Source organism: Nocardia flavorosea NBRC 108225 (assembly GCF_001613385.1).
GTDB lineage: Bacteria > Actinomycetota > Actinomycetes > Mycobacteriales > Mycobacteriaceae > Nocardia > Nocardia flavorosea.
Genome location: NZ_BDCG01000012.1, coordinates 174,087 through 196,401 on the forward strand (window position 1 = coordinate 174,087; position 22,315 = coordinate 196,401).

24 protein-coding genes are annotated in these 22,315 nt (G+C 69.0%); 12 read left to right on the top strand and 12 right to left on the bottom strand.

Going from position 1 to position 22,315, the window contains the following annotated elements:
* Positions 1 to 29: 29 nt before the first annotated feature.
* Both NFL01S_RS13775 and NFL01S_RS13780 read left to right on the top strand, forming a co-directional pair.
* Positions 30 to 359 carry a hypothetical protein gene (locus tag NFL01S_RS13775; protein ID WP_062975140.1) on the top strand — a complete coding sequence of 110 codons (330 nt, stop codon included), beginning with the start codon at positions 30 to 32 and terminating at the stop codon, positions 357 to 359.
* Between the two features lie 5 nt (positions 360 to 364).
* Positions 365 to 991 (top strand): UdgX family uracil-DNA binding protein, encoded by a 627-nt coding sequence (locus NFL01S_RS13780; protein WP_062975142.1) that lies wholly within the window; start codon positions 365 to 367, stop codon positions 989 to 991.
* Between the two features lie 5 nt (positions 992 to 996).
* On the opposite strand, the gene NFL01S_RS13785 is transcribed toward NFL01S_RS13780, so the two are convergent.
* Complete coding sequence (locus tag NFL01S_RS13785) at positions 997 to 2,577, bottom strand: Na+/H+ antiporter (RefSeq protein WP_062975855.1); 1,581 nt, start codon at positions 2,575 to 2,577, stop codon at positions 997 to 999.
* 148 nt (positions 2,578 to 2,725) lie between these two features.
* On the opposite strand from NFL01S_RS13785, the gene lexA reads away from it, so the two are divergent.
* Complete coding sequence (lexA, locus tag NFL01S_RS13790; protein ID WP_245670685.1) at positions 2,726 to 3,373, top strand: transcriptional repressor LexA; 648 nt, start codon at positions 2,726 to 2,728, stop codon at positions 3,371 to 3,373.
* Positions 3,374 to 3,390: 17 nt separating this feature from the next.
* A complete protein-coding gene (locus tag NFL01S_RS13795; RefSeq protein ID WP_281181523.1) occupies positions 3,391 to 4,140 on the top strand; it encodes an NUDIX hydrolase in 750 nt (249 codons plus the stop codon).
* Positions 4,141 to 4,156: 16 nt separating this feature from the next.
* On the opposite strand, the gene NFL01S_RS13800 is transcribed toward NFL01S_RS13795, so the two are convergent.
* The 7 genes from NFL01S_RS13800 to NFL01S_RS13830 all read right to left on the bottom strand — a co-directional run bounded on the left by NFL01S_RS13800 (position 4,157) and on the right by NFL01S_RS13830 (position 11,791).
* Entirely contained in the window at positions 4,157 to 4,444 is a 288-nt protein-coding gene (locus NFL01S_RS13800) for a hypothetical protein (protein WP_210745024.1), read from the bottom strand.
* A gap of 54 nt (positions 4,445 to 4,498) precedes the next feature.
* Positions 4,499 to 5,212, bottom strand: a complete 714-nt coding sequence (locus NFL01S_RS13805; RefSeq protein WP_062975143.1) for a catalase family protein — start codon at positions 5,210 to 5,212, stop codon at positions 4,499 to 4,501.
* Positions 5,205 to 6,059, bottom strand: coding sequence for an SDR family oxidoreductase (locus NFL01S_RS13810; RefSeq protein ID WP_084492663.1), 855 nt, complete (start codon positions 6,057 to 6,059; stop codon positions 5,205 to 5,207). The genes NFL01S_RS13805 and NFL01S_RS13810 overlap by 8 nt, the downstream gene beginning before the upstream one ends.
* Before the next feature lie 36 nt (positions 6,060 to 6,095).
* Positions 6,096 to 7,157 (bottom strand): NAD-dependent epimerase/dehydratase family protein, encoded by a 1,062-nt coding sequence (locus NFL01S_RS13815; RefSeq protein ID WP_062975145.1) that lies wholly within the window; start codon positions 7,155 to 7,157, stop codon positions 6,096 to 6,098.
* 556 nt (positions 7,158 to 7,713) lie between these two features.
* Positions 7,714 to 10,161 carry a molybdopterin oxidoreductase family protein gene (locus NFL01S_RS13820; protein ID WP_062975147.1) on the bottom strand — a complete coding sequence of 816 codons (2,448 nt, stop codon included), beginning with the start codon at positions 10,159 to 10,161 and terminating at the stop codon, positions 7,714 to 7,716.
* Between the two features lie 42 nt (positions 10,162 to 10,203).
* Positions 10,204 to 10,716, bottom strand: coding sequence for a carboxymuconolactone decarboxylase family protein (locus tag NFL01S_RS13825; RefSeq protein WP_062975149.1), 513 nt, complete (start codon positions 10,714 to 10,716; stop codon positions 10,204 to 10,206).
* A complete protein-coding gene (locus NFL01S_RS13830; RefSeq protein WP_062975859.1) occupies positions 10,706 to 11,791 on the bottom strand; it encodes an NAD(P)H-dependent amine dehydrogenase family protein in 1,086 nt (361 codons plus the stop codon). The genes NFL01S_RS13825 and NFL01S_RS13830 overlap by 11 nt, the downstream gene beginning before the upstream one ends.
* A 164-nt stretch (positions 11,792 to 11,955) precedes the next feature.
* Between NFL01S_RS13830 and NFL01S_RS13835 the strand changes: the two genes are divergently transcribed.
* Entirely contained in the window at positions 11,956 to 13,119 is a 1,164-nt protein-coding gene (locus tag NFL01S_RS13835; protein WP_063915941.1) for a YhgE/Pip domain-containing protein, read from the top strand.
* A 134-nt stretch (positions 13,120 to 13,253) separates the two neighbouring features.
* Here NFL01S_RS13835 and NFL01S_RS13840 read toward each other — a convergent pair whose 3' ends face one another.
* Positions 13,254 to 14,030, bottom strand: coding sequence for an AraC family transcriptional regulator (locus NFL01S_RS13840; RefSeq protein WP_062975154.1), 777 nt, complete (start codon positions 14,028 to 14,030; stop codon positions 13,254 to 13,256).
* Positions 14,031 to 14,150: 120 nt separating this feature from the next.
* Between NFL01S_RS13840 and NFL01S_RS13845 the strand changes: the two genes are divergently transcribed.
* Positions 14,151 to 15,023, top strand: a complete 873-nt coding sequence (locus NFL01S_RS13845) for an alpha/beta fold hydrolase (protein ID WP_062975156.1) — start codon at positions 14,151 to 14,153, stop codon at positions 15,021 to 15,023.
* Positions 15,024 to 15,296: 273 nt separating this feature from the next.
* Here the strand turns inward: NFL01S_RS13845 and NFL01S_RS13850 are convergent, their stop codons facing one another.
* Positions 15,297 to 15,563, bottom strand: coding sequence for a hypothetical protein (locus NFL01S_RS13850; protein WP_062975158.1), 267 nt, complete (start codon positions 15,561 to 15,563; stop codon positions 15,297 to 15,299).
* Positions 15,564 to 15,620: 57 nt separating this feature from the next.
* Here NFL01S_RS13850 and NFL01S_RS13855 point away from each other — a divergent pair, with 57 nt between their 5' ends.
* The 4 genes from NFL01S_RS13855 to NFL01S_RS13870 all read left to right on the top strand — a co-directional run bounded on the left by NFL01S_RS13855 (position 15,621) and on the right by NFL01S_RS13870 (position 19,014).
* Positions 15,621 to 16,394 (top strand): DUF72 domain-containing protein, encoded by a 774-nt coding sequence (locus NFL01S_RS13855; RefSeq protein ID WP_062975160.1) that lies wholly within the window; start codon positions 15,621 to 15,623, stop codon positions 16,392 to 16,394.
* Between the two features lie 250 nt (positions 16,395 to 16,644).
* Entirely contained in the window at positions 16,645 to 17,619 is a 975-nt protein-coding gene (locus tag NFL01S_RS13860) for a TIGR03557 family F420-dependent LLM class oxidoreductase (RefSeq protein ID WP_062975162.1), read from the top strand.
* Between the two features lie 98 nt (positions 17,620 to 17,717).
* A complete protein-coding gene (locus NFL01S_RS13865) occupies positions 17,718 to 18,800 on the top strand; it encodes an Rv2629 family ribosome hibernation factor (protein ID WP_157116521.1) in 1,083 nt (360 codons plus the stop codon).
* A 22-nt stretch (positions 18,801 to 18,822) separates the two neighbouring features.
* Positions 18,823 to 19,014, top strand: coding sequence for a hypothetical protein (locus NFL01S_RS13870; RefSeq protein ID WP_062975860.1), 192 nt, complete (start codon positions 18,823 to 18,825; stop codon positions 19,012 to 19,014).
* 164 nt (positions 19,015 to 19,178) lie between these two features.
* On the opposite strand, the gene NFL01S_RS37325 is transcribed toward NFL01S_RS13870, so the two are convergent.
* Positions 19,179 to 19,310 (bottom strand): imine reductase family protein, encoded by a 132-nt coding sequence (locus NFL01S_RS37325; protein ID WP_280508237.1) that lies wholly within the window; start codon positions 19,308 to 19,310, stop codon positions 19,179 to 19,181.
* A gap of 195 nt (positions 19,311 to 19,505) precedes the next feature.
* Here NFL01S_RS37325 and NFL01S_RS13875 point away from each other — a divergent pair, with 195 nt between their 5' ends.
* Both NFL01S_RS13875 and NFL01S_RS13880 read left to right on the top strand, forming a co-directional pair.
* Complete coding sequence (locus NFL01S_RS13875) at positions 19,506 to 20,435, top strand: hydroxymethylglutaryl-CoA lyase-like TIM-barrel protein (RefSeq protein WP_062975862.1); 930 nt, start codon at positions 19,506 to 19,508, stop codon at positions 20,433 to 20,435.
* Complete coding sequence (locus NFL01S_RS13880) at positions 20,432 to 21,427, top strand: 2-hydroxyacid dehydrogenase (protein ID WP_174555684.1); 996 nt, start codon at positions 20,432 to 20,434, stop codon at positions 21,425 to 21,427. Before NFL01S_RS13875 ends, NFL01S_RS13880 begins: the two co-directional genes overlap by 4 nt.
* Positions 21,428 to 21,590: 163 nt before the next feature.
* On the opposite strand, the gene NFL01S_RS36915 is transcribed toward NFL01S_RS13880, so the two are convergent.
* Positions 21,591 to 22,313, bottom strand: coding sequence for an IclR family transcriptional regulator domain-containing protein (locus tag NFL01S_RS36915; RefSeq protein ID WP_443093699.1), 723 nt, complete (start codon positions 22,311 to 22,313; stop codon positions 21,591 to 21,593).
* Positions 22,314 to 22,315 lie beyond the last annotated feature (2 nt).

Below are 22,315 nucleotides of genomic sequence, written 5' to 3' on the forward strand. Positions count from 1 at the left end.
GGTATACGCCCACCGACAGGAGGTGTGTCATGCCGAAGGAATGGACAGGTAAACAGGAACGGCAATACGAGCACATCAAGGATTCGGAGCAGGACCGCGGCGCGGGTACCGAACGCGCGAAGGAGATCGCCGCGCGTACGGTCAACAAGAACCGGGCGCAATCCGGGCAGTCGAAAACCGCGAGCCGCTCGTCCACCCGGGATATCTCGCCGCAGCGCCGCGGCGGGAAACGGTCGCACAGCAGCGGACCGAAGGGTCAGACCCGCGATCAGCTGTACAACGAGGCACGGCGCCGCGGGATACAAGGCCGCTCGAAGATGAGCAAGGACGAACTCGCCGACGCGCTGGGCCGCTCGTAACGGCGATGGGTACCACCGCCGAACCCGTCGGTGCCGCCGAGTTCGTCCCCGCCGGCGCAGACCTCGACACCGTCCGGGCGGCCGCTGCGGGCTGCCGCGGATGCGATCTGTATCGCAACGCCACCCAGACCGTTTTCGGCGAAGGACCCGCGGACGCGCCGGTGGTCATGGTGGGTGAACAGCCCGGCGATCAGGAGGATACGCAGGGACAGCCGTTCGTCGGCCCGGCCGGGCGGCTCCTGGACCGGGCGCTCGGCGAGGCAGGTTTCGATCGCGAGGCGGTGTACCTCACCAATGCGGTCAAACATTTCAAGTTCGCCGAACGCGGTAAACGCCGCATCCACAAACAGCCGAGTCGTACCGAGGTGGTGGCATGCTCGGCCTGGCTGGCGACCGAACTCGAACTGGTGGCACCGGAGCTGGTGGTATGTCTGGGGGCAGTCGCCGCCAAAGCGATCCTCGGACCGTCCGCCACCGTCGGTGAACTCCGCGGACAGGTGGTGCAGCGGCCGGATTACCGGATCACCGGCACCGTGCACCCTTCGTCGGTACTGCGCGCACCCGACCGCACGACCGCCTATGCGGATTTCCTCGACGATCTGGCGTATATCCGGCATACCGCGGGGCAGTGAGCCGTTCAGCGACCGGTTCCCAAGTCCAGCCGCCGGGTGACCCGGTCCACCAGATCGGGTGGCATCCCCGGTTCGCGCCGCGCGGCAAGTGCTTCGCGACGGCCCGCTTGGGCGAGTTCGGTCCTGATCCGTTTGACGGTGGCCGCCAGTTGCGCCTCCCGTTCGGCCAGCGCCCGCGACTCCTCGCCGGCGGCTTCGGGATCGGCCCGGGCCATCCGTTTACGGACGCCTTCACGTAGCCGTTCGTAGAGTTCGACGGGGATGTCCTCGGCTTCGGCGAGCTCCTCGAGGCGGGCCAATTCGGCATCGACGACGCGTTTCCACAGTTGCCGTTCCAGCCGGCGTTCGGCGCGGGTATCGGCGTGCACACCGGTGAGCCGAACGATCAGCGGCAGCGTCGGCCCCTGGACGAGCAGGGTGAACAGCACCACCGCGAACGCTATGAAAAGGATCTGGGTGCGGCCGGGGAAATCGGCACCCGTTTCGGTGGACAAGGGGATGGCCAGTATCAGCGCGACGGTCGCGACACCGCGCATCCCGGTCCACCAGGTGACCACGGTTTCCCGCCAGGTGTAGGGCTCGTCGGCGTCTTCGTCGTGCCACCACGCACCCCGCAGCCACCAGGTCACCGTCAGCCAGACGAGCCGCAGGACTACCACCACAGCCACCACCGCGGCGGCGACCGCAACCAACTGCGGCCACTCGCCGCCGGTGGCGGTGAGTACCGCGCTCAGTTCGAGACCGATGAGACCGAAGGCGAAACCGCTGATCAGCAGCTCGGTGATATCCCAGAACGATTCACCTGCCATGCGGTAGGCGGTATCGCCGAATTCGGTCGCCGCGTCGGTCAGGTACAGGGCGCATACCAGGACCGCCAGGACACCGGATCCACCCCACGATTCGGCGAGCCCGTAGGCCGCGAACGGCAGCAGCAGGCTCAGCGCCACCTGCCAGCTCGCCTCGGCGAGGTATACCGTGAGTTTGCTGCCCAGCACGCCGAGCAGCAGCCCGACGGCCACCGCCACCACAGCGGAGACAACGAATTCGAGGCCGGCGTGCGCGGCCGAGAAATGGCCGGTGACCACCGCCTCGATCGCGACCGTATAGATCACGATCGCGGTGACATCGTTGAACAGACCTTCGCCGCCGAGCACGACCACCAGCCGGCGCGGAAGCCCGAGCCGCCCGGCCAAGGCGGTCGCGGCCACGGGATCCGGCGGCGCGACCACGGCTCCCAGCACAATGGCCGCGGCCAGCGGCAGACCCGGGTACCAGGCGTGGAAGATCGCGGCGACCGCCGCCGCGGTGGCGATCACCAGCCCCACTGCACGCAGCACGATCGGTTCCCAGTTCTCCGCGAACTGCCGCCAGGAGGTGCGGCGTGCGGCGGCGTAGAGCAGCGGTGGCAGCACCAGCGGCAGGATCAGTTCCGGCGGTATGCGGATCTCGGGGACGAACGGCAGCAGTGCCAGCACGCAACCGAACAGTGTCATCAGCACCGCGGAGGCCACACCGATCCGGCGGCCCAGGGCCTCGGCCAGGACCGCGGCGAACAGCAGCGTGAACGTCAGCACCAACTGGTCCATAACGGTCCAGTCTGCGATGTGCGGGGCGTACCGCCGGTGCGCAATGCCGGGGCGCGGCGAAATCGGCATCCGGCGCGGAATCCCGGCCGGTGGTCGTTCGGGCAGCGCACTCGTCATAGTGGTCGGTACCAGATCATACGATGCTGCGGTGACCGAATACGACCACCTCGACACCTCCGTCCTGCCCGATCGTCAGCGCCGCATACTCGCGGCCATCCAGGCGTGGGTGATCCGGCACGGTTATCCGCCGAGTACCCGTCAGCTCGGCGACGCGGTCGGCCTACGGTCGGGATCCTCGGTGTCCCGGCATCTGAAAAGCCTGGAGGAGAAGGGATTCCTGCGGCGCGGTGAGGGTATGGCGCGGCCCATGGATGTGCGGTTGTTCCTGAACACCGGGCAGGGTGGCGCGGCGGATCGGGAGGAGGCCGTAGCGGTGCCCGTGGTCGGCGATATCGCCGCGGGTACCCCGATCACTGCCGAGGAGCATCTCGGCGATGTGCTGTCGCTACCGCGCGAACTGGTCGGGCGTGGCACCGTATTCGGACTGCGGGTGCGCGGGGATTCCATGGTGGAGGCCGCCATCTGCGACGGCGATATGGTGGTGGTGCGGCAGCAACCCGAGGCGCAATCCGGTGAGATCGTCGCCGCGATGCTGGACGGGGAGGCCACGGTGAAGGTGTTCCGCCGCCGCGGCGGGCATATCTATCTCGAACCCCGCAATCCCGCCTATCCGGTCCTCGACGGTGACCATGCCGTGGTGCTGGGCAAGGTGGTTTCGGTGATGCGGCGGATGTGACGCCGCCGGAGGCAGAGGTGACGGCGCCGGAGGCAGAGGTGACGGCGCCGGAGGCGGCGGCCTGCGCTCCCCCACGATGGGGCATGATCGAATTCATGGCCGCCGACCCGGGACCGCGGGTCCCCGACAGTATCGACGAGTTCCGTGCGCTCGCCCGCGCCCGGCTGAATACGTTCGACCGCATCGCCGTTCCGGACGATCTGGCGACCCGGCGCGCAGCGGTGGCGCTGTGCGTGGTCGACAACGGCGCCGGACCCGCGGTGATCGTCATCAAACGGGCTTACCGGGGCCGCAATGCCGGGCAGTGGGGTCTGCCCGGTGGCCGGGTGGAGCGCGGGGAAACCCTCGAACGGGCCGCCGCCCGCGAACTACACGAAGAGCTCGGTCTCGTCGCCGACCCCGCCGATGTGCTCGGGGTGCTCGACGATTTCCCGGCCGCCTCCGGTTTCGCCATCACTCCGATCGTCACGACATTGAGCGATATCGCGGATCTGGACCCCAGCGCCGACGAAGTGCACTCCGTACATTTCGTGGACCTGCACAGTCTGGCCGCCGAAGGGACACCGCACTGGGTACGGCGCGGTGATACCGATACCCCCGCGACTCCGGAGACCGGCTTGTTGCAGATGCGATTGGCCCCCGATATGACCATCCACGCGCCGACGGGCGCGATGCTCTGGCAGTTCCGGGAGGTCGTCCTGCTCGGGCGGCGGTCCGCGGCGGCCCGGGTCGCGCATTTCCTGCAGCCCGACTGGACCCATCACTGATCAGCCGAAGGGCCGGTCACTCGCGGCCTCGGTCCCTGTCCGGAGCCGTTCCCGAACGCTCACCCTCTGCGACGGTATCCGGACGCTCCTCGGCCAGCCGGTCGTCCAGGGATTCCCCCTCGCGCTGTTCGCGGGGCGTGGTCGCGTAGCGGTCGGCCGCGGACCAGTCGTCGGGTGGGTCCATCCCTTCTTCCAGCGGATCGACGGCCAGCTCGTCCTCGTCCAACTGTTCCTCGGTCGGTGGAACGCTCGCCCATTCGGCGACCTCGGCGGATTCCTGACCGGTGTCATCGGTTCCGTTCATGGTCGCCGGATTGCCCGGTGTTCCCGGTCGAAACAACTCCACCGCATTCCGGGCTCAGCCGGGGAGCGTCCCGATGGCCCGCCCGGTTTCGCGGTCCTCGGCGCCGCGGCCGCGGCGGCTGCCGGTATAGGCGGCCTCGCGGATCCGCTGCACCGCCTGCGGTACCGGTTGTATGTCATCGGGATGGTTGAGCATGGGATCGAAGAAATCCGTTCGGTGTTCCTCCGGGTCCGCCAGTCGGAGGGCCAGCTCACCGACTGTCTGCGGGTGCGAGCGCCAACCCGCGGCGGTGATCTCGAAATCGAACGGATGCTCGCGCAGATGCTCTTCGAGATCCGCGAGGGCGGGGCTGCCGGGTTGCGGGCCGACCGGATCGGCGAAGATCCAGCGCAGGCTCGAATCGGGGAAACGGTACGGGAGCAGAGATCCGTAACGGGCATGCGACCATCCGCGCGCGGGAGTCACCACGAACCGTCCGGCCATACCACGGCCGGTGGTGGCAAGCGCGAAATCCCACGGGTGTTCGTCGCGTGCCAGGACGCGGAACCCGAGGCCGAGAATATCCGGCACGGTGCCGGGGGTGCCGGTGCCCTTGGACAGGCGGGCGATCACGGCGCGGTCACCGCTGCCGAACAGCTCCTCGAACTCGGGTTCGGCCCGGAACCGCCCGGCCAGGCGGATACCGCGAGGGTGAAAGAAACGGGCGTGCCGCAACCGCGCGCCGGTATCGAAGGCGGTCCGCACCACAGGTGTGATCGGATCAAACATCGGCCACCTCCTGGGCCGCACCCGGACGCCGCCAGCTCTCGTCGCCGACCAGCTGACTGGTTTGCGGGCCCATGAGCAACATCCCGCCGTCGACGACGTAGGAGGAGCCGGTGACATATCCGGCAGCCGGGGTCGCGAGGAATGCGACCACCGAGGCCACTTCATCGGCGTGACCGGGCCTGCCCAGAGGCAGACCCGGCCGGGGATGTTCGCGTGGGTCGGCATCGTCCTGGCCGGTCATCGGCGTCGAGATCTCGCCCGGCGCCACGGAGTTCACGGTGATGTCGTGCTCGGCCAGCTCCAGCGCCAGCACCTTGGTGAGCGCACCCAGACCCGCTTTGGCGGCGCAGTACGGTGCCGCCCCGACCTTGGGCGCATGCTCGTGCACACTGGTGATATTGATGACCCGGCCGCCGCGACCGGCGTCGATCATATGCCGGGCCGCACGCTGGGTGCACAGGAACGCCCCGTCGAGATCGACGGAGAGGACATGGCGCCACGTGTCGAAGTCCATATCCATCGCCTTCTGCGACGACCCGGTGCCCGCGCAGTTCACCAGGACATCCAGTCCGCCCAGTTCCTCGGCGAGTTCGTCGATTGCGGCCGTGCTCGTCGGCAGATCGTCCAGGTCGAGCTGCCGGACGACGGCCTGGGCGCCCCGGTCACGGGCCAGCTCGGCCGTATGCGCGGCCCCGGACTCATCCGTGTGATACGTGATGCCCACATCGACGCCGCCGCCGGCCAATGCCACCGCGACGGCCCGGCCGATCCCCGAATCTGAGCCGGTCACCACCGCGCGCAGGGGCGCGCCGATACGTTCTTTCGGTAAGGGAGCGATAGTAGCCATGGCGGGCGGCTACCCGATGCGGGCGTGGTGACACAGCTATTCGTCGACGGGATCGTGGCCGCCGACGCCGGAGCCGAATTCGCGGTGCCGGCCCGGGCCGCCGGCGTCCGGTGCCAGCGGTGGGGTCGGCCCGCCGCTTCCGTGCCGGAACGCGTCGAGGAAAAGCCGCAGGGTGTCGGTAGCGGCGGTCCGGGGTGTCCAGCCGAGTTCCGTACGTGCCCGGGAGGTATCCATTACCGGCAAGTGCATGAGCGCGTCGAACAGGCCGGGCGTCGCGGGTGCCAGATGCAGATGCCAGGCGCCCGCCAGGGCGGTGCGGACCAGGCGCGGCGGCACAGAGATGGCACGGACCCCGAGGAGGCGTTCGATGCCGACGCGATCGAGGACGGGTTCGGCGGCCAGATTGAACGCACCACGCACATCGGCCACCACTGCGGCCGCATAGGCGGTGGCGGCGTCGGCGCTGTGCAGGGTCTGGAAACGCAACCTGCGCGGGTACGGCAGTACCGGAAGCAGTTCGGGGCGCACCAGCCGATTGGGCACCAAGGGCCCGGCGAACAGGCGGCGCTGTTCGCTCGCCGAGGCGCGCTGGAAGATGAACGCCGGTCGCATCCGGACCACCCGGCACTCACGGTGCTGCTGTTCGAACAGATCGAGGACCCGTTCGACATAGGCCTTCTCGACCATGTAGGAGGCCTCGGGCCAGCCTTCGGTGGGCCAGTTCTCGTCGACCGGCGTATCGCCGGCCCCCGGCGAGTACGCGCCGATCGACGACGCGTAGACGAGGGCCGGCACGCCGGCGGTCGCCACGGCGTCGAGTACGCGTTCGGTACCGCCCACATTGGTGTGCCAGGTGTCCAGTGGCCGCCGGGTCGGCTGAAACGCCCACGCCAGGTGGACGACCGCGGCCGCACCGCGGAAGATCGCCGCGAGATCGGTCGACCGGACATCCGCTGCCACCCATTCCACCCCCGGCCGTTCCGTGGCGGGTTTACGCCGGGCCAGACCGGCAATCGAGGTCACCTCGGGTGTGGTGGACAGGGCGTCGAGCACTGCGGTCCCCACATTGCCGGTCGCCCCCGTCACGACTACGCGCATCGGTTCTCCTCGCCGTATCGGGTCGAGCTACCGGCTTACCCGGATCCGTACCCGCGACACCCGCCGATCACGGACGAACTCACACCGCACCGGAGTGACCGGGCGCCCGCGAGCGCCGCCCGGTCCGGGGCGCTGCACCACGGCGCCGCTGGAGCCCGGCGCGCGGCCGCGCGGCGCTCATCCGACTAGGAGTCGTCCGGACAACCGGCTCCGGCACCACGATTCTTCGTAGTAACCTCGACGAAACGCCGTCGGCTGCCGGTACCGTGTCGCAAACGCTTCGGTGAGCACCGATACAGAGACTGTGCCGGCGATACCGAGCCCGGATGCGTCCAATTTCCGCAACGTGATGGGCTGTATTTATCGTTGCCTCCGTACCTGCCACCGGTGCAGTAGTCGCTGACGGCCCGCAGCAGCTCGTCCGACCACGCCGCTACCGGATACCCCCTCGGCTTCGGCACCCGGAGCTGCTTCAGAACCGTAGGCGTGAACTCTGCGCACAATCATCCGGGCCGCGCGTCCCTACCGCACGGGACGGGACCGGAGCGCCCCCACGTCAGCCGCCCGCTTCCTGGGCGGACAGAGTTTCGCTGTGGGCCTGCGCGGCCGCTCCCCCGGCTGTCCGAGGCACCGTATCGTCCAGCGGCGCCGAGGCCGTGTTGGTCGGCGCGGTGGCCGGACCGGTTCCGCGGTCGACACGGCGCAGGGCGGCCGCGGCGGTCTTGAACAGCGGCTGCTTGGAAACCGGGTCCCAATCGGTGATCGTGAGTTCGTTCGCGGCGCGGTCGTGTCCCTGACCGTCGGCGTCCCAGTACCCGTAGTGGAACGGTACGAACAACACACCGGGGCGGACCCCGCTCACCCGGGCGCGCCCGCGGAGTGCACCGCGCGCCGTGGTGACCTCGAGCTGATCGCCTTCGGCGATACCCACGCGTTCGGCGTCGGCACCGGAGATCTCCACCCACACCTCGGGTGCGGCTGCCTGTAATTGCGGAACCCGGCCGGTCTTGGTCCGAGTGTGGAAGTGGTACAACGTGCGGCCGGTGATCAGCGCGAAGGGCCGCCGGTCGCCGGGCTGCTCGGCGGGTGGCAGGTAGCCGGCGGATCTGATGATCGCCTTACCGTCCGGATTCAGCGCGCGGTATTCGGCGGGTTCCAGCGGGGTGCCGGTGATCAGGTCTTTGCCGTAGGACTCGCAGTAATCCGGGTCGCTCCAGAATTTTCCGTCGGCGTACAACCGTTCGGTCCCGTCGGGTGCGGTCGCGTTACACGGCCATTGGATCCCCGAATCGCCGCGTAGTTTCTCGTAGGTGAGGCCGGTGTAGTCGCAGGGGCGGCCCGCCGAGCACTGTTTCCATGCGTCGAACGCGGATTCGGCGTCGTGCCAAGCGGGCAGGGGTGCGCCGGCACGGTCGCGGAAGTCCATTCGCCGGGCATAGTCGAGCAGGATGTCCAGGTCGGCGCGGGCCTCGCCGGGCGGGTCCACCGCGCGCTCGGACAGGTGCACGGTGCGGTCGGCGTTGGTGAACGTGCCGGTCTTCTCGCCCCAGCCCGCGGCGGGCAGCACGATATCGGCCAGTTCGGCGGTTTCGGTGCGGAAGATATCCTGCACCACCAGGAACAGGCCCGCCCGGGAGAGAATGTCGCGGACGCGGGCGAGTTCGGGTAGCGAAACCGCCGGATTCGTCGCACTCACCCACAACATCCGGAGACTGCCTTCTTCGGCGAGGTCCAGCATCTTCATCACATGTGTCGGGGGGCCGCCGTGCGGGAGCTGCCCGGGATCCAGATTCCAGAGACGGGCCAGGTCGGCGATATGGGCGTCGTTGGCCCAGTTGCGGAATCCGGCGATATCGCCGTCGGCCCCGCATTCGCGGGTGTTCTGGGCGGTCGGCTGGCCGTTCATCTGCAGTACCCCGCAGCCGGGCCGGCCGAGCATCCCCCGTAGGAGGTGGATGTTGTTGACCTGCACCGCGGCGGCCGTCGCCTGATGGGACTGGTAGAAGCCCTGAAGCACGGTGGACAGCAAGCGGCGCGCGGAGCCGAGCAGACGGGCCGCGGCGCGGATATCGGCGGCCGGAATATCGCAGATCCGTTCCGCCACCTCGGGTGGGTAGTCCGCGACCTGTGCACGTAAACGGTCGAAACCGACGGTATGCGTGTCGATGTACTCGCGATCCATCCAGTCGTTCGCGACGATCTCGTGCAGCAACGCGTTCATCAGAGCGAGGTTGGTGCCGGGCAGCGGCGCCAGATGCACCGTGGCGTATTCGGCGACCCGGGTGTACCGCGGATCCACGCACAGCAGTGCGGGCGGATCGTCGCCCGCGAGCCGGTCGAGTATACGCGACCAGAGCACCGACTGGGTTTCGGCGACATTGTGCCCGAACAGGGCGATCGTATCGGCGTGGTCGATATCGGTGTAGGAACCGGGCTGGCCGTCACAGCCGAAGGATTCCTTCAACGCGGCCGCGGCCGTCGCCGTGCACAGGCGGGTGTTGCCGTCCAGATGGTTGGTGCCGAGGGCACCGTGCGCGATCACGCCGAGCGTGTAGTACTCCTCCAGGAACAACTGCCCGGAGGTGTAGAAACCGATCGCGGAAGGGCCGTGCTCGGCGAGCAGATCGGAGCTGTGCTGCACCACGCGCTGCATCGCGGTATCCCAATCGGTTTCGACCAGTTCGCCGTCGACCCGGATCAACGGCCGGGTGAGCCGGTCGGACGCGGAATTGGCTTGCCAGCCGAACAGGTCCTTGGGGCCGAGCCGGCCGCGGTTCACCCTATCGGTGCCCCTGCCCCGGACCCCGACGATGTGGTTGTCCCGGACAGCGATATCCAGGGCGTCGCCGTTGGAGTGCAGCACCGACGCCGACGGCACCCAGTGCACGGTCGCCGGGTCCACGCCGTCGGCCAGATAACTGTCCACCCTGGCCGGCCAGGTGTCTCCGGGGGCGTACGGGGTCCGGTCGCCCCAGGGGTCGGCGATACGGTCGCGTTTTTCCATACCCCGCGTATACCCGGCGCGGGCGAATTCAACAGTGCCGGATCAGGCGCCGGGCCGGGCGCCGGCAGCACCGCCGGAATGGCTCGGGAGCACACAGACCGCGTCGAGCCCCAGCACATGATTGAGCCGTCCGAACGCGAGCCACGACCCCAGGCACATACTGAGCTCCACGATTTCGGCCTGGCTGTAGTGCGCGGTCATCCGCGACCAGAAGTCCTCGTCCAGATTGTGGTGGTCGAGGGCGTAGCGTTCGGCGTATTCGGCGGCCAACCGGGCCCGATCGTCGAGTTCGGCGGATGTACGCCAGTCGGTCACGGCGTCGGCGAATCCCTCCTCCACCTTCTGCCCGTCGCGTTCGGTACGCCAGTCCAGGCAGAAGAGGCAGCCGTTGATCTGGGCGATCCGTAACCGCGCCGCCTCGAATTCGTGCAGTCCCAGCGTCGTATGCTCGTAGACGGCCAGCGAGAACTTCGAGGCGGCGGTGCCGATACCGGGCACCATCTCGCCCCACACATAGCCGATGGGGTCCTTACCTTCGGGGATATCAACTCGCATGGCTGTTCCTTCCCAGCTTGCCGGCCGCCGGCCGCAACGGTATGTCGAGTGCGTCGTAGAGACCGGGCGCGGCATCGACGAGCCAATCGATGGCGCCGACGAGACGCCCGACGGCGGTGGCGTTACCGCCGGCCGCGTAGTTGCCCCCCTCGTCGGTGGCTTCGACGGTGACCTCGATACGCGGTCGCCCTTCGATGATCACCCGGTGCGCACCCGCCCCGTTGGGCGGGGTGGGCCATTCGGGTGCGCAGGACGGATGGATCCGGGTGATGTGCTCCACGACGATCCGCGGCGCACCCGCCACGATGCCCTGCACCTCGAAACGCATCGCGCCTTGGGTTCCGGCCATGAAACTGCCCATCGTCGCGGTTTCCACCGTGGTCTCGAGCGGCACTCGCTGGACATCTTCCCGGATCTCGTCCACTTCGACCCCGAGGGCGCGCGCGATGAGCCGTACCTGCCCGCCCCACACCATGGTCGGCACACCGGGTGCCACCATGGGCGGCAACTGGTCCATGGGCTGCCCCATCCCCACCAGGTAACGGACGGAATCGGGCTGGTCGTAGGTGGAGTAGTCGAAGATCTCCTGGCAGCGCACCACATCGACCACGCTGCCGAGACCACTGATCAGTACCGGCAGGATATCGTTGCCCCAGCCGGGGTCGATCCCGGAGACGAACAGTGATCCGCCACCCGATTCGATGGCGGCCAGCACCGGTTCGCGGATTTCCGGCGGTGCGCCGCGCTGGTCGTACAGGGCATACAGGGCCGGTGTCACCACCGCGGCACCGGCGCCCACGGCGCGGACGATATCGGCGAGCGCGTCAGCGGGCCGGATATCGCCGGATGCGGCATAGACCACGGCCTCGGGACGATGCGCCAGCACGGCGTCGATATCGGTGGTGGCCGCGATGCCGAGCTGCCGGTCCAGTCCGGCGAGTTCGCCGGCGTCACGCCCGTGTTTGGCCGGATCGTGCACGGCCACGGCCGTCAGTACGAGTTCCGGATGGGCATCGACCGCGCGTATCGCGGCGCGGCCCACATTGCCGGTCCCCCAGACGACCGTCGAAATCATCCGCGAATCGTAGCAAGCGCTTGGTTGCGGACGGCCGGAATCGCCGGTTTCCGCGCAACCGGAATCGGCCTCCGTCCCGGCCCCGGGCACGGCTGCCGGAATCCTTACCGAACCCTCACCGGCGCCAAGCCGTTCTGACAAAAAGCAGTCGTACTGTCCGGTGCGTGATCAGAACCCATGCCCGGACGGCATCCGTGAGTCTCGTACTCCTCATCGGTGCGGCCGCCGGCGTCACCGCATACACCCGCGTCTCCGCGGCGCCGACCGGCATCGCCCTCGTGAACGCCGACACCGGGCCGACGGGCGCCAGGGTTCTCGAATCGGTGCAGCAGACCGGCGGCTACGACTGGCATATCCTGCCCGCCGAGGCCGCGGTTGCCGGCGATTACGCGGCAGTGATCACCCTGCCCGCGGACCTGACCGACGCCATGACGACCCTGGCCGGTCACTCGCCGCGCCGAGCGCGGCTCACCGTCGAAATCCACGACGACGCCGAGAACGCCACGGTCGAGGGCGCGATCACGACCGTCAGCCGGCAGATCGGCGCCGCGGGAATCACCACCGCCCTGGAGGCCACCGCTCACGCCCGGACGCATATCTCTTCGGCACAATTCACCGCCCAACTACTGGGTACCGGATTGGACGCGACGGTGGTAGGCACGGAACAGTTCGCCGCCGGGACGGAACAGTTGCTGGATCTGGTCGAGGTCGCCGAAACCGGTGTGGCCCAACTGTCCTCGGCGATCGACTCGCTGACCTCCATGCTGGACGACGTGGCCGAGCAGGCCGGTCAGCTCGCCACCGCCCTGGATACCACGGAGATCACGCTGAGCGATGCACGGCAGGCGGCGGACGCGACGACGACCGGACTCGACCGGATACTCCCCGTACTGCACGCGCTGCCCGGCGCGGACGCCGCGCCGATCGCCGATATCATCGCGAAACTCCAGGCGGTCCGTGACGTATCCGGACAGGTGGCCACGCAATTGGATGATCCCGCCGGGCAATTCGGCACCGGAACGGACCCTGATGCCGGGCTGGGCACCACCCTGCACGACCTGGCCGGCCGCCTCACGTCGATCTCCGATCAACTCGACCAGGGCAGCGCACTCGCCGGAGATATCCCCGGGCGCGCCGACGAGGGAGTCGCACAGCTTCTCGACGCCGCCGAACTCCTGGAAAGTGGGATCGGCCGGCTCCAGCACATGGTGTCGTTGCTGGGCACCCAGACGGCGGAGGCTTCCGCCGCGAGTGCGCCCGCCGGTCCCGCACACCAGGCGGCACTGGCCCAGGCACTCGTCGACCCGGTGGAGGTCGTCCGCGAATAGCGCGCTATCACAAGGTGGGCTGGTGCGCCGCCGTCCGGAGTTGCGGTGGAAGCTCATAGCGGGGAGGACCGTCGAGGCCCGAACGACCCCGGGTGCGCTGGTGGGAATCCTCACCCGTCACGGCAGGAAGGATGTCAACACTCGATGATGCGCAGATCTCCGCCGATTCGCGTGAAGGCCGTCGGCGTGAGCCCGAACATCGCCCGGAAGGTATCGCTGAAATGCGACGGGGACGCGAACCCGGCATCCGCCGCCGACCGGGTCAGATCGTGACCGGCGGCATGGGACCGGGCGATCTGCACCATCCGCGCCCACTGGACGTAACGGCGGAAGCTCGTCCCGGTCTGCGTGGCGAAGGTACGCAGGAAGTGAGAGGTGGAAAGGCCTGCGGCGCGGGCTGTTTCATCGGCTCTGTACGGACGGGCGGGATCGGCGCGGATGCGGCTCGCGGCGGCGGCGATCCGCGCGTCACGGACGATGGGCACCGGGATACTCGCCAGGTCCAGTAGCCGTTCGATATCCGGCTCCGGTTCCCGGCACAGTGCGATGAGGTCGGCTTCGCGGTAGTGCGCGTACGGATAATCTCCGGCCAGGCGGGTCATTCCGCCGAGACAGCGAGCCAGGGCGGTGCTGGTCGGATCGAAGAAACCGAACAGCATGCGGCCCCGGGTCTCCACCACGTGATGGGTCACCCGGGCGCGGAACAGGAAGCTGCGGGCGGTGAGATCGGGGAGTCCGTCGGCCCGCACCCGGAACGGCGCGTCGATACCGATACCGAGCGACGGGATAGCGGTGGAATGCGCGTCCAGTCCCAGCCCTGGCCCCAGATAGACGGCATGACCGAGCCGCACCCAGAGCCGGGCCGTAGCCGCCGGCGCAGCGCACGTTTCCGGAAGTGCCGTCTGCGTCATATACGCGACGATACCGGCACAGGATCGAGAACCGGCGCCCTTCCGGTGCGGTGACGAGTTGATCCGGGCCGCCGGGAACTCCCGGCACCACCGGCCCGGGAACGAGAAAGGCAGGCGGCGATGACCACGGATCGGATCGGCCGGGGAGCGATACCGGCACTGAAGGAGACGACGGTCGACGGTGCCCGGCTGCGCTATGCCGAGGCCGGTACCGGCGACCCCGTGGTGTTGCTGCACGGCTGGCCGGAATCGCATCGGGCCTGGCAGCACCAGATCGGGCCACTGTCTTCGCGGCGACGAGTACTGGCACCCGATTGGCTCGGCTGGGGTGAGTCCGCCCGCGATACCGCCCTGTCCTGCGATTACGACAGCGAGGTCGACCGGATCGCCCGGATGTTCGATGCCCTGGGAGTGGACCGGGTCGATCTGGCCTGTCACGATTACGGCGGTTTCCTCGGACTCGGATTCGTGCAGCGTCATCCCGACCGGGTCCGGCGGCTGGCTATCCTGAATTCGCGGGCACACCGAACCTTCACGCCGCCGTATCGACTGCTGTTCGGCGCGTTCACTGTCGGCTCCCGGCACCGTCCGACCCGCCGCCTGCTGGCCACACCGCCGGTGTACCTCGTGCACCGGATCGGATTGGCGCGCTACCTGCGCAACGGCAGCTTCGACCGGGAAAAGCTGGCACGCTACCTCGACGTACTGCGTACCCCGGGCGGCCGCCGCTGGTACACGCATTTCTGGGCGGGTTACGAGGTCCGGATACGCCCCGAGCTCGGTGCCCGGCTGCCCGAGATCACCTGCCCTACCACCATCGTCTGGGGCACGCACGACCCGGCGATCCCGCTGCGCACCGCCGAAGAACTCGCCGCACGGATACCGGCCGCCGAGCTGATACGGGTGGATGCCGATCATTTCCTCATGGAGGAGCGGCCGGACGAGGTCACCGCTGCCCTGCTGCGCTGGCTGGACCGTCCCGCACCGAATTGACCGCCACCGGTGCACTGCCACCACTCCAGTGGCGAACCGGCCCGCAGGCCCGACAGCACGGCCGATCGGCGAAGTAGCGAAGCGAGCCGCCGCCACTGCCGGTAGCAACTTCACCGGCACGTCGCAGAGCGAACGGGTCAGCACAGTCGCGGACTGACCTGGCCGGCATCATCACCACTCGAACCGGCCCGACACCACCGCCAGGCGAACCGGCCCGACACCACCGCCAGGCGAACCGGCCGACATCATCACAAGGTGAGGCGGGCAGCGCAGTCACGTAGCGAACCGCACCACATCGGGTCGCCCGGTGAGGGCGGTGAGGGCGGTGAGGAGCATCGCCCACGCCACCTGGACGGCGCTGACGCCGTGAGAGCGGCGCAGGTCGAGGACCGCGGCGGCGGTCGCGGTATCGAGGTCGAGCCGGCTCGTCCGTGATCGCGCCGGCCGGCAGTCCGGGGTGCCGCTGCCGAAGCAACCGTTGGCAGGGCGGATCCGGAATGCTCTTCCCTTTCCGGGGTAATCGCCCCGAATGCCGACCATCCGATCCCGTACCCGGTCTTCCGCGGCCGACCACGGCAGCCAGCGGGAATAACCCCGATGCCGTGGCAGATCGGCACCTCCGGCTGGCAGTACCGGGATTGGCGCGGGGTGTTCTATCCCGAGACCTGTCCGCAGCGACTGTGGTTGGAGCACTACGCCGCCCGGTTCGCGACCGTCGAAAACAACAACGCCTTCTATCGCCTGCCCAGCCGGGAAGTCTTCACCGCTTGGCACGATCGCACACCCGCCGATTTCGTCTGTGCGGTGAAGGCGAGCCGGTTCCTGACCCATATGAAACGACTGCGCGACCCTGCCGACCCCGTGGCACGGCTGCTCGACCACGCCGAGGGTCTCGGCACGAAGCTGGGCCCGGTGCTGCTGCAATTCCCCGGCACGCTCCGGGCCGATCCCGGTCTGCTGGAGGCGTGCCTGCACTGTTTCCCGGCCGGAGTCCGGGTCGCGGTCGAACCACGGCACGAATCGTGGTGGACCCCGGCCGTATGCGCCGTCCTCGAACGCAACGGCGCCGCACTGTGCTGGGCCGATGCCGGGTCACGGCCGGTGACACCGCTGTGGCGTACCACCGAGTGGGGCTATCTGCGGCTGGATCACGGCCGCGCCGATCCACCGCCCCGCTACGGCCACCGGGCGCTGCGCACCTGGATCGAACGACTCGCCCGCAGCTGGCCGGGCGAGCACGATATCTACGTCTACTTCAACAACGACCCCGGCGGCGCCGCGATCCACGATGCGATCGCCTTCGCCCATCTCGCCACCGCTGCCGGCGCCACCGTCACCCGCACTCCCGGCCGGGTGCCGCCGCCCGGCTGACGGATCCACGGGGCCGGTTCGCACACCGGCGCCCGGATATCGCGGACCCCGGCTCGTTCCTCCGGGCGCAGCGTGGTTTCCGGTCCGCGGGCGAGGCAGTGGTTCCGCGCTTGTCCTGGCCCGCGCGCTGTACGACCGGCTCGCCTCGGCCGGGCAGCGCGTTTCGCCCACCGGTGCTCGGGTACCGCGCCCGGTATCTGCGCACAGACGGTGTCCGTGCGCATCCGCCACTACAGCTTTCGGAGGAACCATGCAGATCGGATACAAGCTGGCCGCCGAAGCCTTCGGGCCCGGCGAACTGGTCCGCCAGGCCGTACGCGCCGAAGCAGCCGGTTTCGATTTCGTCGAGATGAGCGACCACTATCACCCCTGGCTGGACAACCAGGGACATTCGCCGTTCGCCTGGTCGGTCCTGGGCACCATCGCCGCGGAAACCGAGCGGATCGGGCTGGCCACCGGCGTCACCTGCCCGACCGTGCGATACCACCCGGCGATCATCGCGCAGGCCGCCGCCACCGTGGCGCTGCTCTCCGACGGCCGGTTCACCCTCGGTGTGGGCGCCGGGGAACGTCTCAACGAGCATGTCGTCGGGGAGGGATTCCCGGTCGATGTGGCCGGGCGGCACGCGCTGCTGCGCGAGGCCCTCGAGATCATCCGATTGCTGTGGCAGGGCGGCTACCAGTCCTACGAAGGCCGGCACCTGCAGTTGTCCGATGCCCGCGTCTTCGATCTGCCCGCCGAGCCGCCGGTGATCGCCGTCGCCGCCGGCGGCACTCGGGCCGCCGGTATCGCCGCCGAACTGGGGGACGGCCTGTTCGCCACCGAACCGACACCGGAACTCGTCTCCGGCTATCGCGCGGCGGGCGGGGACGGGCCGCGCTATGCGGAGGTGCCCATGGCCTGGGCGCCCGACGAACAGACCGCGGCCCGCGCCGCCCACGAGACCTCACGCTGGGCGATGACGGGGTGGAAGGTGATGAGCGAACTACCCAACCCGGTGAACTTCGCCGCCGCCTCCGCCACCGTGCGGGAACAGGACATTCTGGAGAAATTCGCCTGCGGCCCCGATCCGCAGCGCTATCTCGACGTGGCGCAGCCGTTCGTGGACGCCGGGTTCGACCATCTGGTCATGCAGAACGCCGGCCCCGACCCCGACGGGTTCCTCGACTTCTTCCGCGCCGAACTCGACGAGCCGCTGCGCAAAATGACCGCCCAGCCGGGGTGACGTACCTGGTGCAACGGTATGCCCGGGGCGGCCGCGGATCGATTCCGGACGCCGCGATTCGATCCGGCCGCGCCGGGTACGCGCCCCACGTGGCTGATATGACGATCAGAGAAGTAGCGCAACGACCCGGCCCGTTCGCCTCGCTGTACATCGACGCCCAGCACGATACGGAGGACGCCGAGCAGCAGCGCACGCTGCGCTGGCGGGCCCTCGCCGAACGCCTCGAGGCCGCGGGCGCGACCGACCGCATGATCGAATCCCTGGCGGCGGCGGTCACCGGCAGCCCACCGGAACCGGGACGCGCAGGCCGCGTCCTGATCGCCGACTCCGAACGAGTGCTGATCGACCGGCGACTGCCCCGGCGGGTGCAGCCGGAAATCGTGCGGGTCTCGCCGTTGCCCTATCTGCTGCCGCTCATCGAATGCGAAACCGAGGAGGTCCCGCACGCGGTGGCGGTGGTGGACAAGGTGGGTTCGGAACTGTACGGGGTCGACGACGAGGGCAAGGTGGTCGGCGAAACCGTCGAGGGCGAGGGCCACCCGGTGCACAAGGTCCGCCACGGCGGCGGCTGGTCGCATCTGTCGATGCAGCGGCGCGTGGAAGAAACCCTCCGGCGCAATGCCGACGATATCGCCGCGGAGCTGAAACGCCTGACCGAACGTATCCGGGCACGGATCGTGGTGCTGGCCGGTGATGTCACCACCCGCGCCGAGGTCCGCCGGGCCCTCGGCGCAGTGCCGGCACGTGTCGTGGAGGTCGAATCCGGTGGGCGGGCCGCAGGCACCGATACCGGCGGATTCGATGCCGAAGTCCGTGAACTCGTCACCGCCGAGGCGCACGAAGTGCAGAAAGAAGCGATCGCGCGATTCGACCAGGCCCGCGGCCGCGACGACGGGCCCGCGGTAGCCGGACTCTCCGCGACCGTTTCGGCGCTCCTGGCGGCCAACACCGAGAATCTGCTGATCGACGCCTCGACCCTCGGCGACCGCACGGTTCGGCTGGATCCCGAACCCGTCCGCGACCCGGCGGCACTCGGCGCCCTGTCCGAAACGTCCGCGCAGTCCTGCCGGGCCGACGAAGCACTACCGGTGGGTGTCCTGGTACGCGGCGGAACGATCACCCCGGTCGACGCGGAGACTCCCCTCAGCGAGGGTGTCGGCGCGCTGCTGCGGCATACCTGAAACCGTGAGGCAGGAGGACATGATGGAACGAGGAAGTAGTAAACACGGCCCGGCCCGCGACGACGAACTGGCCCACGAAATGGAGGGCACACTACGCGGCAACCGGTCCAGCCGGGCCGAGGAATGGCACGATCCGGAACCGCCCGCGGACGACGACGAGCTGATCAACGAACGCGTCGACCGAACCGAGCGCCCCGGGGACGCGGGGACATGACACCCGTTCGAGGCCGGGACCGAAGGCATTCGGATCTCGGCGAACGCCGGCCGACCCCCGATGCCCCGATGAGCGAACGGTAGCTGCGGCGCGGGCACCGGGGGGATCGAGCGGGGCCGGGCGTTCAGGCCGGCCAGCACCCCGGCGGCCGCCCGATACCAGCGTTATCGCGGTGCGGAAAGCACGGGCACCAGCCGGGCGAGCCCGTCGGACCCGTATCCCGCATCCAGTGCGCGGCGGAACAGATCGTTCGTCGCGTCGAGTACACCGGTGTCGATGCCGTGGCGCGCGATCACCTCGCGCAGCGTCGCCGACGCGGCGTACGCGGGCTTCCCCGGTATCGTCCCGGTGATCGGCAGTGCCTCACTACCGATCCGTACAATCGGACCCGACCTAGGCGAACACACGTGCGAGGGCCTCGTCTCGGTGCTCCGCCTCACCAACGACGATATCGACGCTGTCGCAGGAACAGCCGATACAGGGGGTACGGAATGGGCTTCGCCTACACACCGGCCGCACGACTGCGCGACGTCACGCTGCGCGACGGATTGCAGCTCACCGGGAAAATGTTGCCGACCGAGCGCAAGGTGGAAATTGCCCGCGAACTGCTCGCCCTGGGTGTCCCGGAACTCGAGATCGGTTCCATGGCGCGCCCCGGCCTCGTCCCGCCGCTGGCCAATACGCTCGAGGTCATCGCGGAGCTGACTGCGGAGGAACTCGGGAAATGCTGGGTGTGGGTGGCCACGCCCCGGCATATCGAGAAGGCCGCGGCCGCGGGGGCGCGCAACTTCCAATACTGTTTTTCCGCGTCGGATTCGCACAACCAGGCCAATATCGGGCGCAGCACCGAGGACAGTGTGGCGGCCATGCCGCGGGCCGTGGAGCTCGCCCGGGACTGCGGCGGCGCCATCCAGCTGTGTATCGCGACCTCGTTCACCTGCCCGATCGAAGGGATGGTCGACCCGGCACGCGTGCTCGGTATCGCCGCCGACCCCCGCACCGACGGCGCCGCCGATATCGTCATCTGCGATACCCTCGGCCAGGCCGTACCGGCACAGGTCGCCCGGCTCATCCGGGCGGTCGGCGCCACCACCCCGGACCGCCGGATCGTGTTCCACGGCCACGACACGTGGGGGCTGGGGGTGGCCAATACACTCGCTGCCATCGATGCGGGCGCCGGGCTGGTCGACGGCTGCCTGGGTGGTCTCGGCGGCTGCCCGTTCGCGCCCGGCGCCAGCGGTAACACCGCCAGCGAGGACATCCTGTTCGCCACTCGCCCGGACTGGCTCACCCCGGACACGCTGGGACGGATGGTGGATATCAGTGAACGCATGCTCGCCGAGCTCGGCGAACCCAACCGTTCCAAAACCGCCCAGGGCGCACGCTCGGAAGCCCGCGCCTTCGAATGGGTGATCGCGTGACGGCCACCGATTTCCTCGTCACCACCCCGCTGCCCGATCCCGGTATGCGGTTGCTCGAGGCGGCCGGAACAGTGACGGTTGCCGAAAACGGGCTGACCCATACCGAATTGGCGGACGCGTGCGCCTCGGGCGACCACCGGGTGGTGGTGGCGCAATTGCGCGACGAGTTCGACGCGACCCTCCTGGACGGCGCGAAGATCACCGGAATCAGCAATTTCGCGGTGGGCTACAACAATATCGATATCGCCGCGGCGACGGCGAACGCCATCGTCGTCGGCAACACTCCGGGGGTTCTCACCGATGCCACCGCGGATATCGCCGTCCTGCTGATGCTGGCTGTCGCGCGGCGGTGCGTCGAAGCCGATACGTTCGTCCGTGCCGGGAAATTCCACGGCTGGGAACCGGAATTGCTCCTGGGCCACGATGTCAGCGGAAAGACGCTGGGACTGGCCGGTTTCGGCCGGATCGCCCGCGCCACCGCCCGGCGTGCCCTCGCCTTCGGGATGACGGTCGCGTTCTGCCCGCGGCCCCCGGGTGATCGCCCGGTGAGCGAGGAGGAACTGGGTGAATTCGCCGGCAAGGTACGACATATGTCCTGGCCGGAACTCGTCGACACCAGCGACTACCTCTCGGTGCACGTACCGCTGAACGACCAGACCCACCACCTCGTGGACGCCGGCGTTCTGAATGCGATGAAACCGTCGGCGATCCTGATCAACACCGCCCGTGGACCGATCGTCGACGAGCAGGCGCTGGTCGCGGCGCTGCGAGACGGGACCATCGCGGGCGCGGGCCTCGATGTCTACGAGGACGAGCCACGCCTGGCACCCGGGCTGGCCGAACTGCCGAATACCGTCCTGCTCCCGCACGTCGGCAGTGCGACCGTGCCGGTGCGCTCCGAAATGGCCCGCCGCTGTGCGGAGAACGCGATCGCGATGGCGCGCGGGGAATTACCACCTTATCCGGTCAACCCGGAGGCACTCGCCCGCTGAGAACGGCGACTGCACGTGGTCGGGCCGCCCGCGCGGCATCGGAACGGTTCGGGCGCCATCATGGTCCGAAGCCGGGAAGGCAGCTCCGCGCCCGGCTTGCCGCCGTAGGAGCGGTACGAGGAGTACCGCCCGGGACGTCGACGCCCCGCGATACCGGCTCCTGTCACGACGGGGGCCGGCCTGCCGGATGCAGCGGACAGGGATCGCCCCCGCCGGGCAAACACGGCAAGTGCGCCGCTCGTGGCGTGCGCACCCGGCGGTGGGTGCTGCGGCAACGCGACTCGCGTCCTCCGGGGAAGGCGGCGCACAGTGGCCCGTGCGAGCACCTGCCGTCGGTCCGCGGCTCACACCGGGATCCGGCCCCAGAGTGCGAGGGATCTGCTCGGCGTAGCCGACGAGCAGATCCACCCACTCCTCGCACCGTTCGCGCGGCATCCGGATCGCCGGACCGCTGACCGTCAACGCCGCCACCACCTTCCGGACGCTCGAAAATCGGCGCCGGCTCCGATGCCGAATCCTCCCGCTCACCGGCGCTGATCGCGTAGCCGTCGGCCTTCCCCTGTGCGATGAGAGTGCGGAGTTCCGCGGGGCTGGTGACCGTACCTTCGGTGAGTGGTTCCAGAGGTGCGGACAACACCTGCTCGGCGAGGTCGGGATTCCAGGCCGGCAGGATCCGGCCCGCCGATCCGGCGTAGCGCGGAATGATCCTTCCGACGTACATGTCCCAACGGAGCACGTGCCGGGTCTCGGCGATCGCGACGCAGACCCGGAAACCGTGTTCGGCCCGGAAAACACAGGCGGTCTCCCCGGTCTCGTCGCGGATCTCACGCAGGCCGGGTCGGCGATCGACAGCAGATCCAGCCCTTTCACCGCCGTCGCCGCCCAATA

Coding starts and splice junctions, on each gene's coding strand:
- NFL01S_RS13775 (WP_062975140.1), top strand. CDS start 30: ATGCCGAAGGAATGGACAGGTAAACAGGAACGGCAATACGAGCACATC.
- NFL01S_RS13780 (WP_062975142.1), top strand. CDS start 365: ATGGGTACCACCGCCGAACCCGTCGGTGCCGCCGAGTTCGTCCCCGCC.
- NFL01S_RS13785 (WP_062975855.1), bottom strand. CDS start 2,577: ATGGACCAGTTGGTGCTGACGTTCACGCTGCTGTTCGCCGCGGTCCTG.
- NFL01S_RS13800 (WP_210745024.1), bottom strand. CDS start 4,444: ATGAACGGAACCGATGACACCGGTCAGGAATCCGCCGAGGTCGCCGAA.
- NFL01S_RS13805 (WP_062975143.1), bottom strand. CDS start 5,212: ATGTTTGATCCGATCACACCTGTGGTGCGGACCGCCTTCGATACCGGC.
- NFL01S_RS13810 (WP_084492663.1), bottom strand. CDS start 6,059: ATGGCTACTATCGCTCCCTTACCGAAAGAACGTATCGGCGCGCCCCTG.
- NFL01S_RS13815 (WP_062975145.1), bottom strand. CDS start 7,157: ATGCGCGTAGTCGTGACGGGGGCGACCGGCAATGTGGGGACCGCAGTG.
- NFL01S_RS13820 (WP_062975147.1), bottom strand. CDS start 10,161: ATGGAAAAACGCGACCGTATCGCCGACCCCTGGGGCGACCGGACCCCG.
- NFL01S_RS13825 (WP_062975149.1), bottom strand. CDS start 10,716: ATGCGAGTTGATATCCCCGAAGGTAAGGACCCCATCGGCTATGTGTGG.
- NFL01S_RS13830 (WP_062975859.1), bottom strand. CDS start 11,791: ATGATTTCGACGGTCGTCTGGGGGACCGGCAATGTGGGCCGCGCCGCG.
- NFL01S_RS13840 (WP_062975154.1), bottom strand. CDS start 14,030: ATGACGCAGACGGCACTTCCGGAAACGTGCGCTGCGCCGGCGGCTACG.
- NFL01S_RS13845 (WP_062975156.1), top strand. CDS start 14,151: ATGACCACGGATCGGATCGGCCGGGGAGCGATACCGGCACTGAAGGAG.
- NFL01S_RS13850 (WP_062975158.1), bottom strand. CDS start 15,563: ATGGTCGGCATTCGGGGCGATTACCCCGGAAAGGGAAGAGCATTCCGG.
- NFL01S_RS13855 (WP_062975160.1), top strand. CDS start 15,621: ATGCCGTGGCAGATCGGCACCTCCGGCTGGCAGTACCGGGATTGGCGC.
- NFL01S_RS13860 (WP_062975162.1), top strand. CDS start 16,645: ATGCAGATCGGATACAAGCTGGCCGCCGAAGCCTTCGGGCCCGGCGAA.
- NFL01S_RS13865 (WP_157116521.1), top strand. CDS start 17,718: ATGACGATCAGAGAAGTAGCGCAACGACCCGGCCCGTTCGCCTCGCTG.
- NFL01S_RS13870 (WP_062975860.1), top strand. CDS start 18,823: ATGGAACGAGGAAGTAGTAAACACGGCCCGGCCCGCGACGACGAACTG.
- NFL01S_RS13875 (WP_062975862.1), top strand. CDS start 19,506: ATGGGCTTCGCCTACACACCGGCCGCACGACTGCGCGACGTCACGCTG.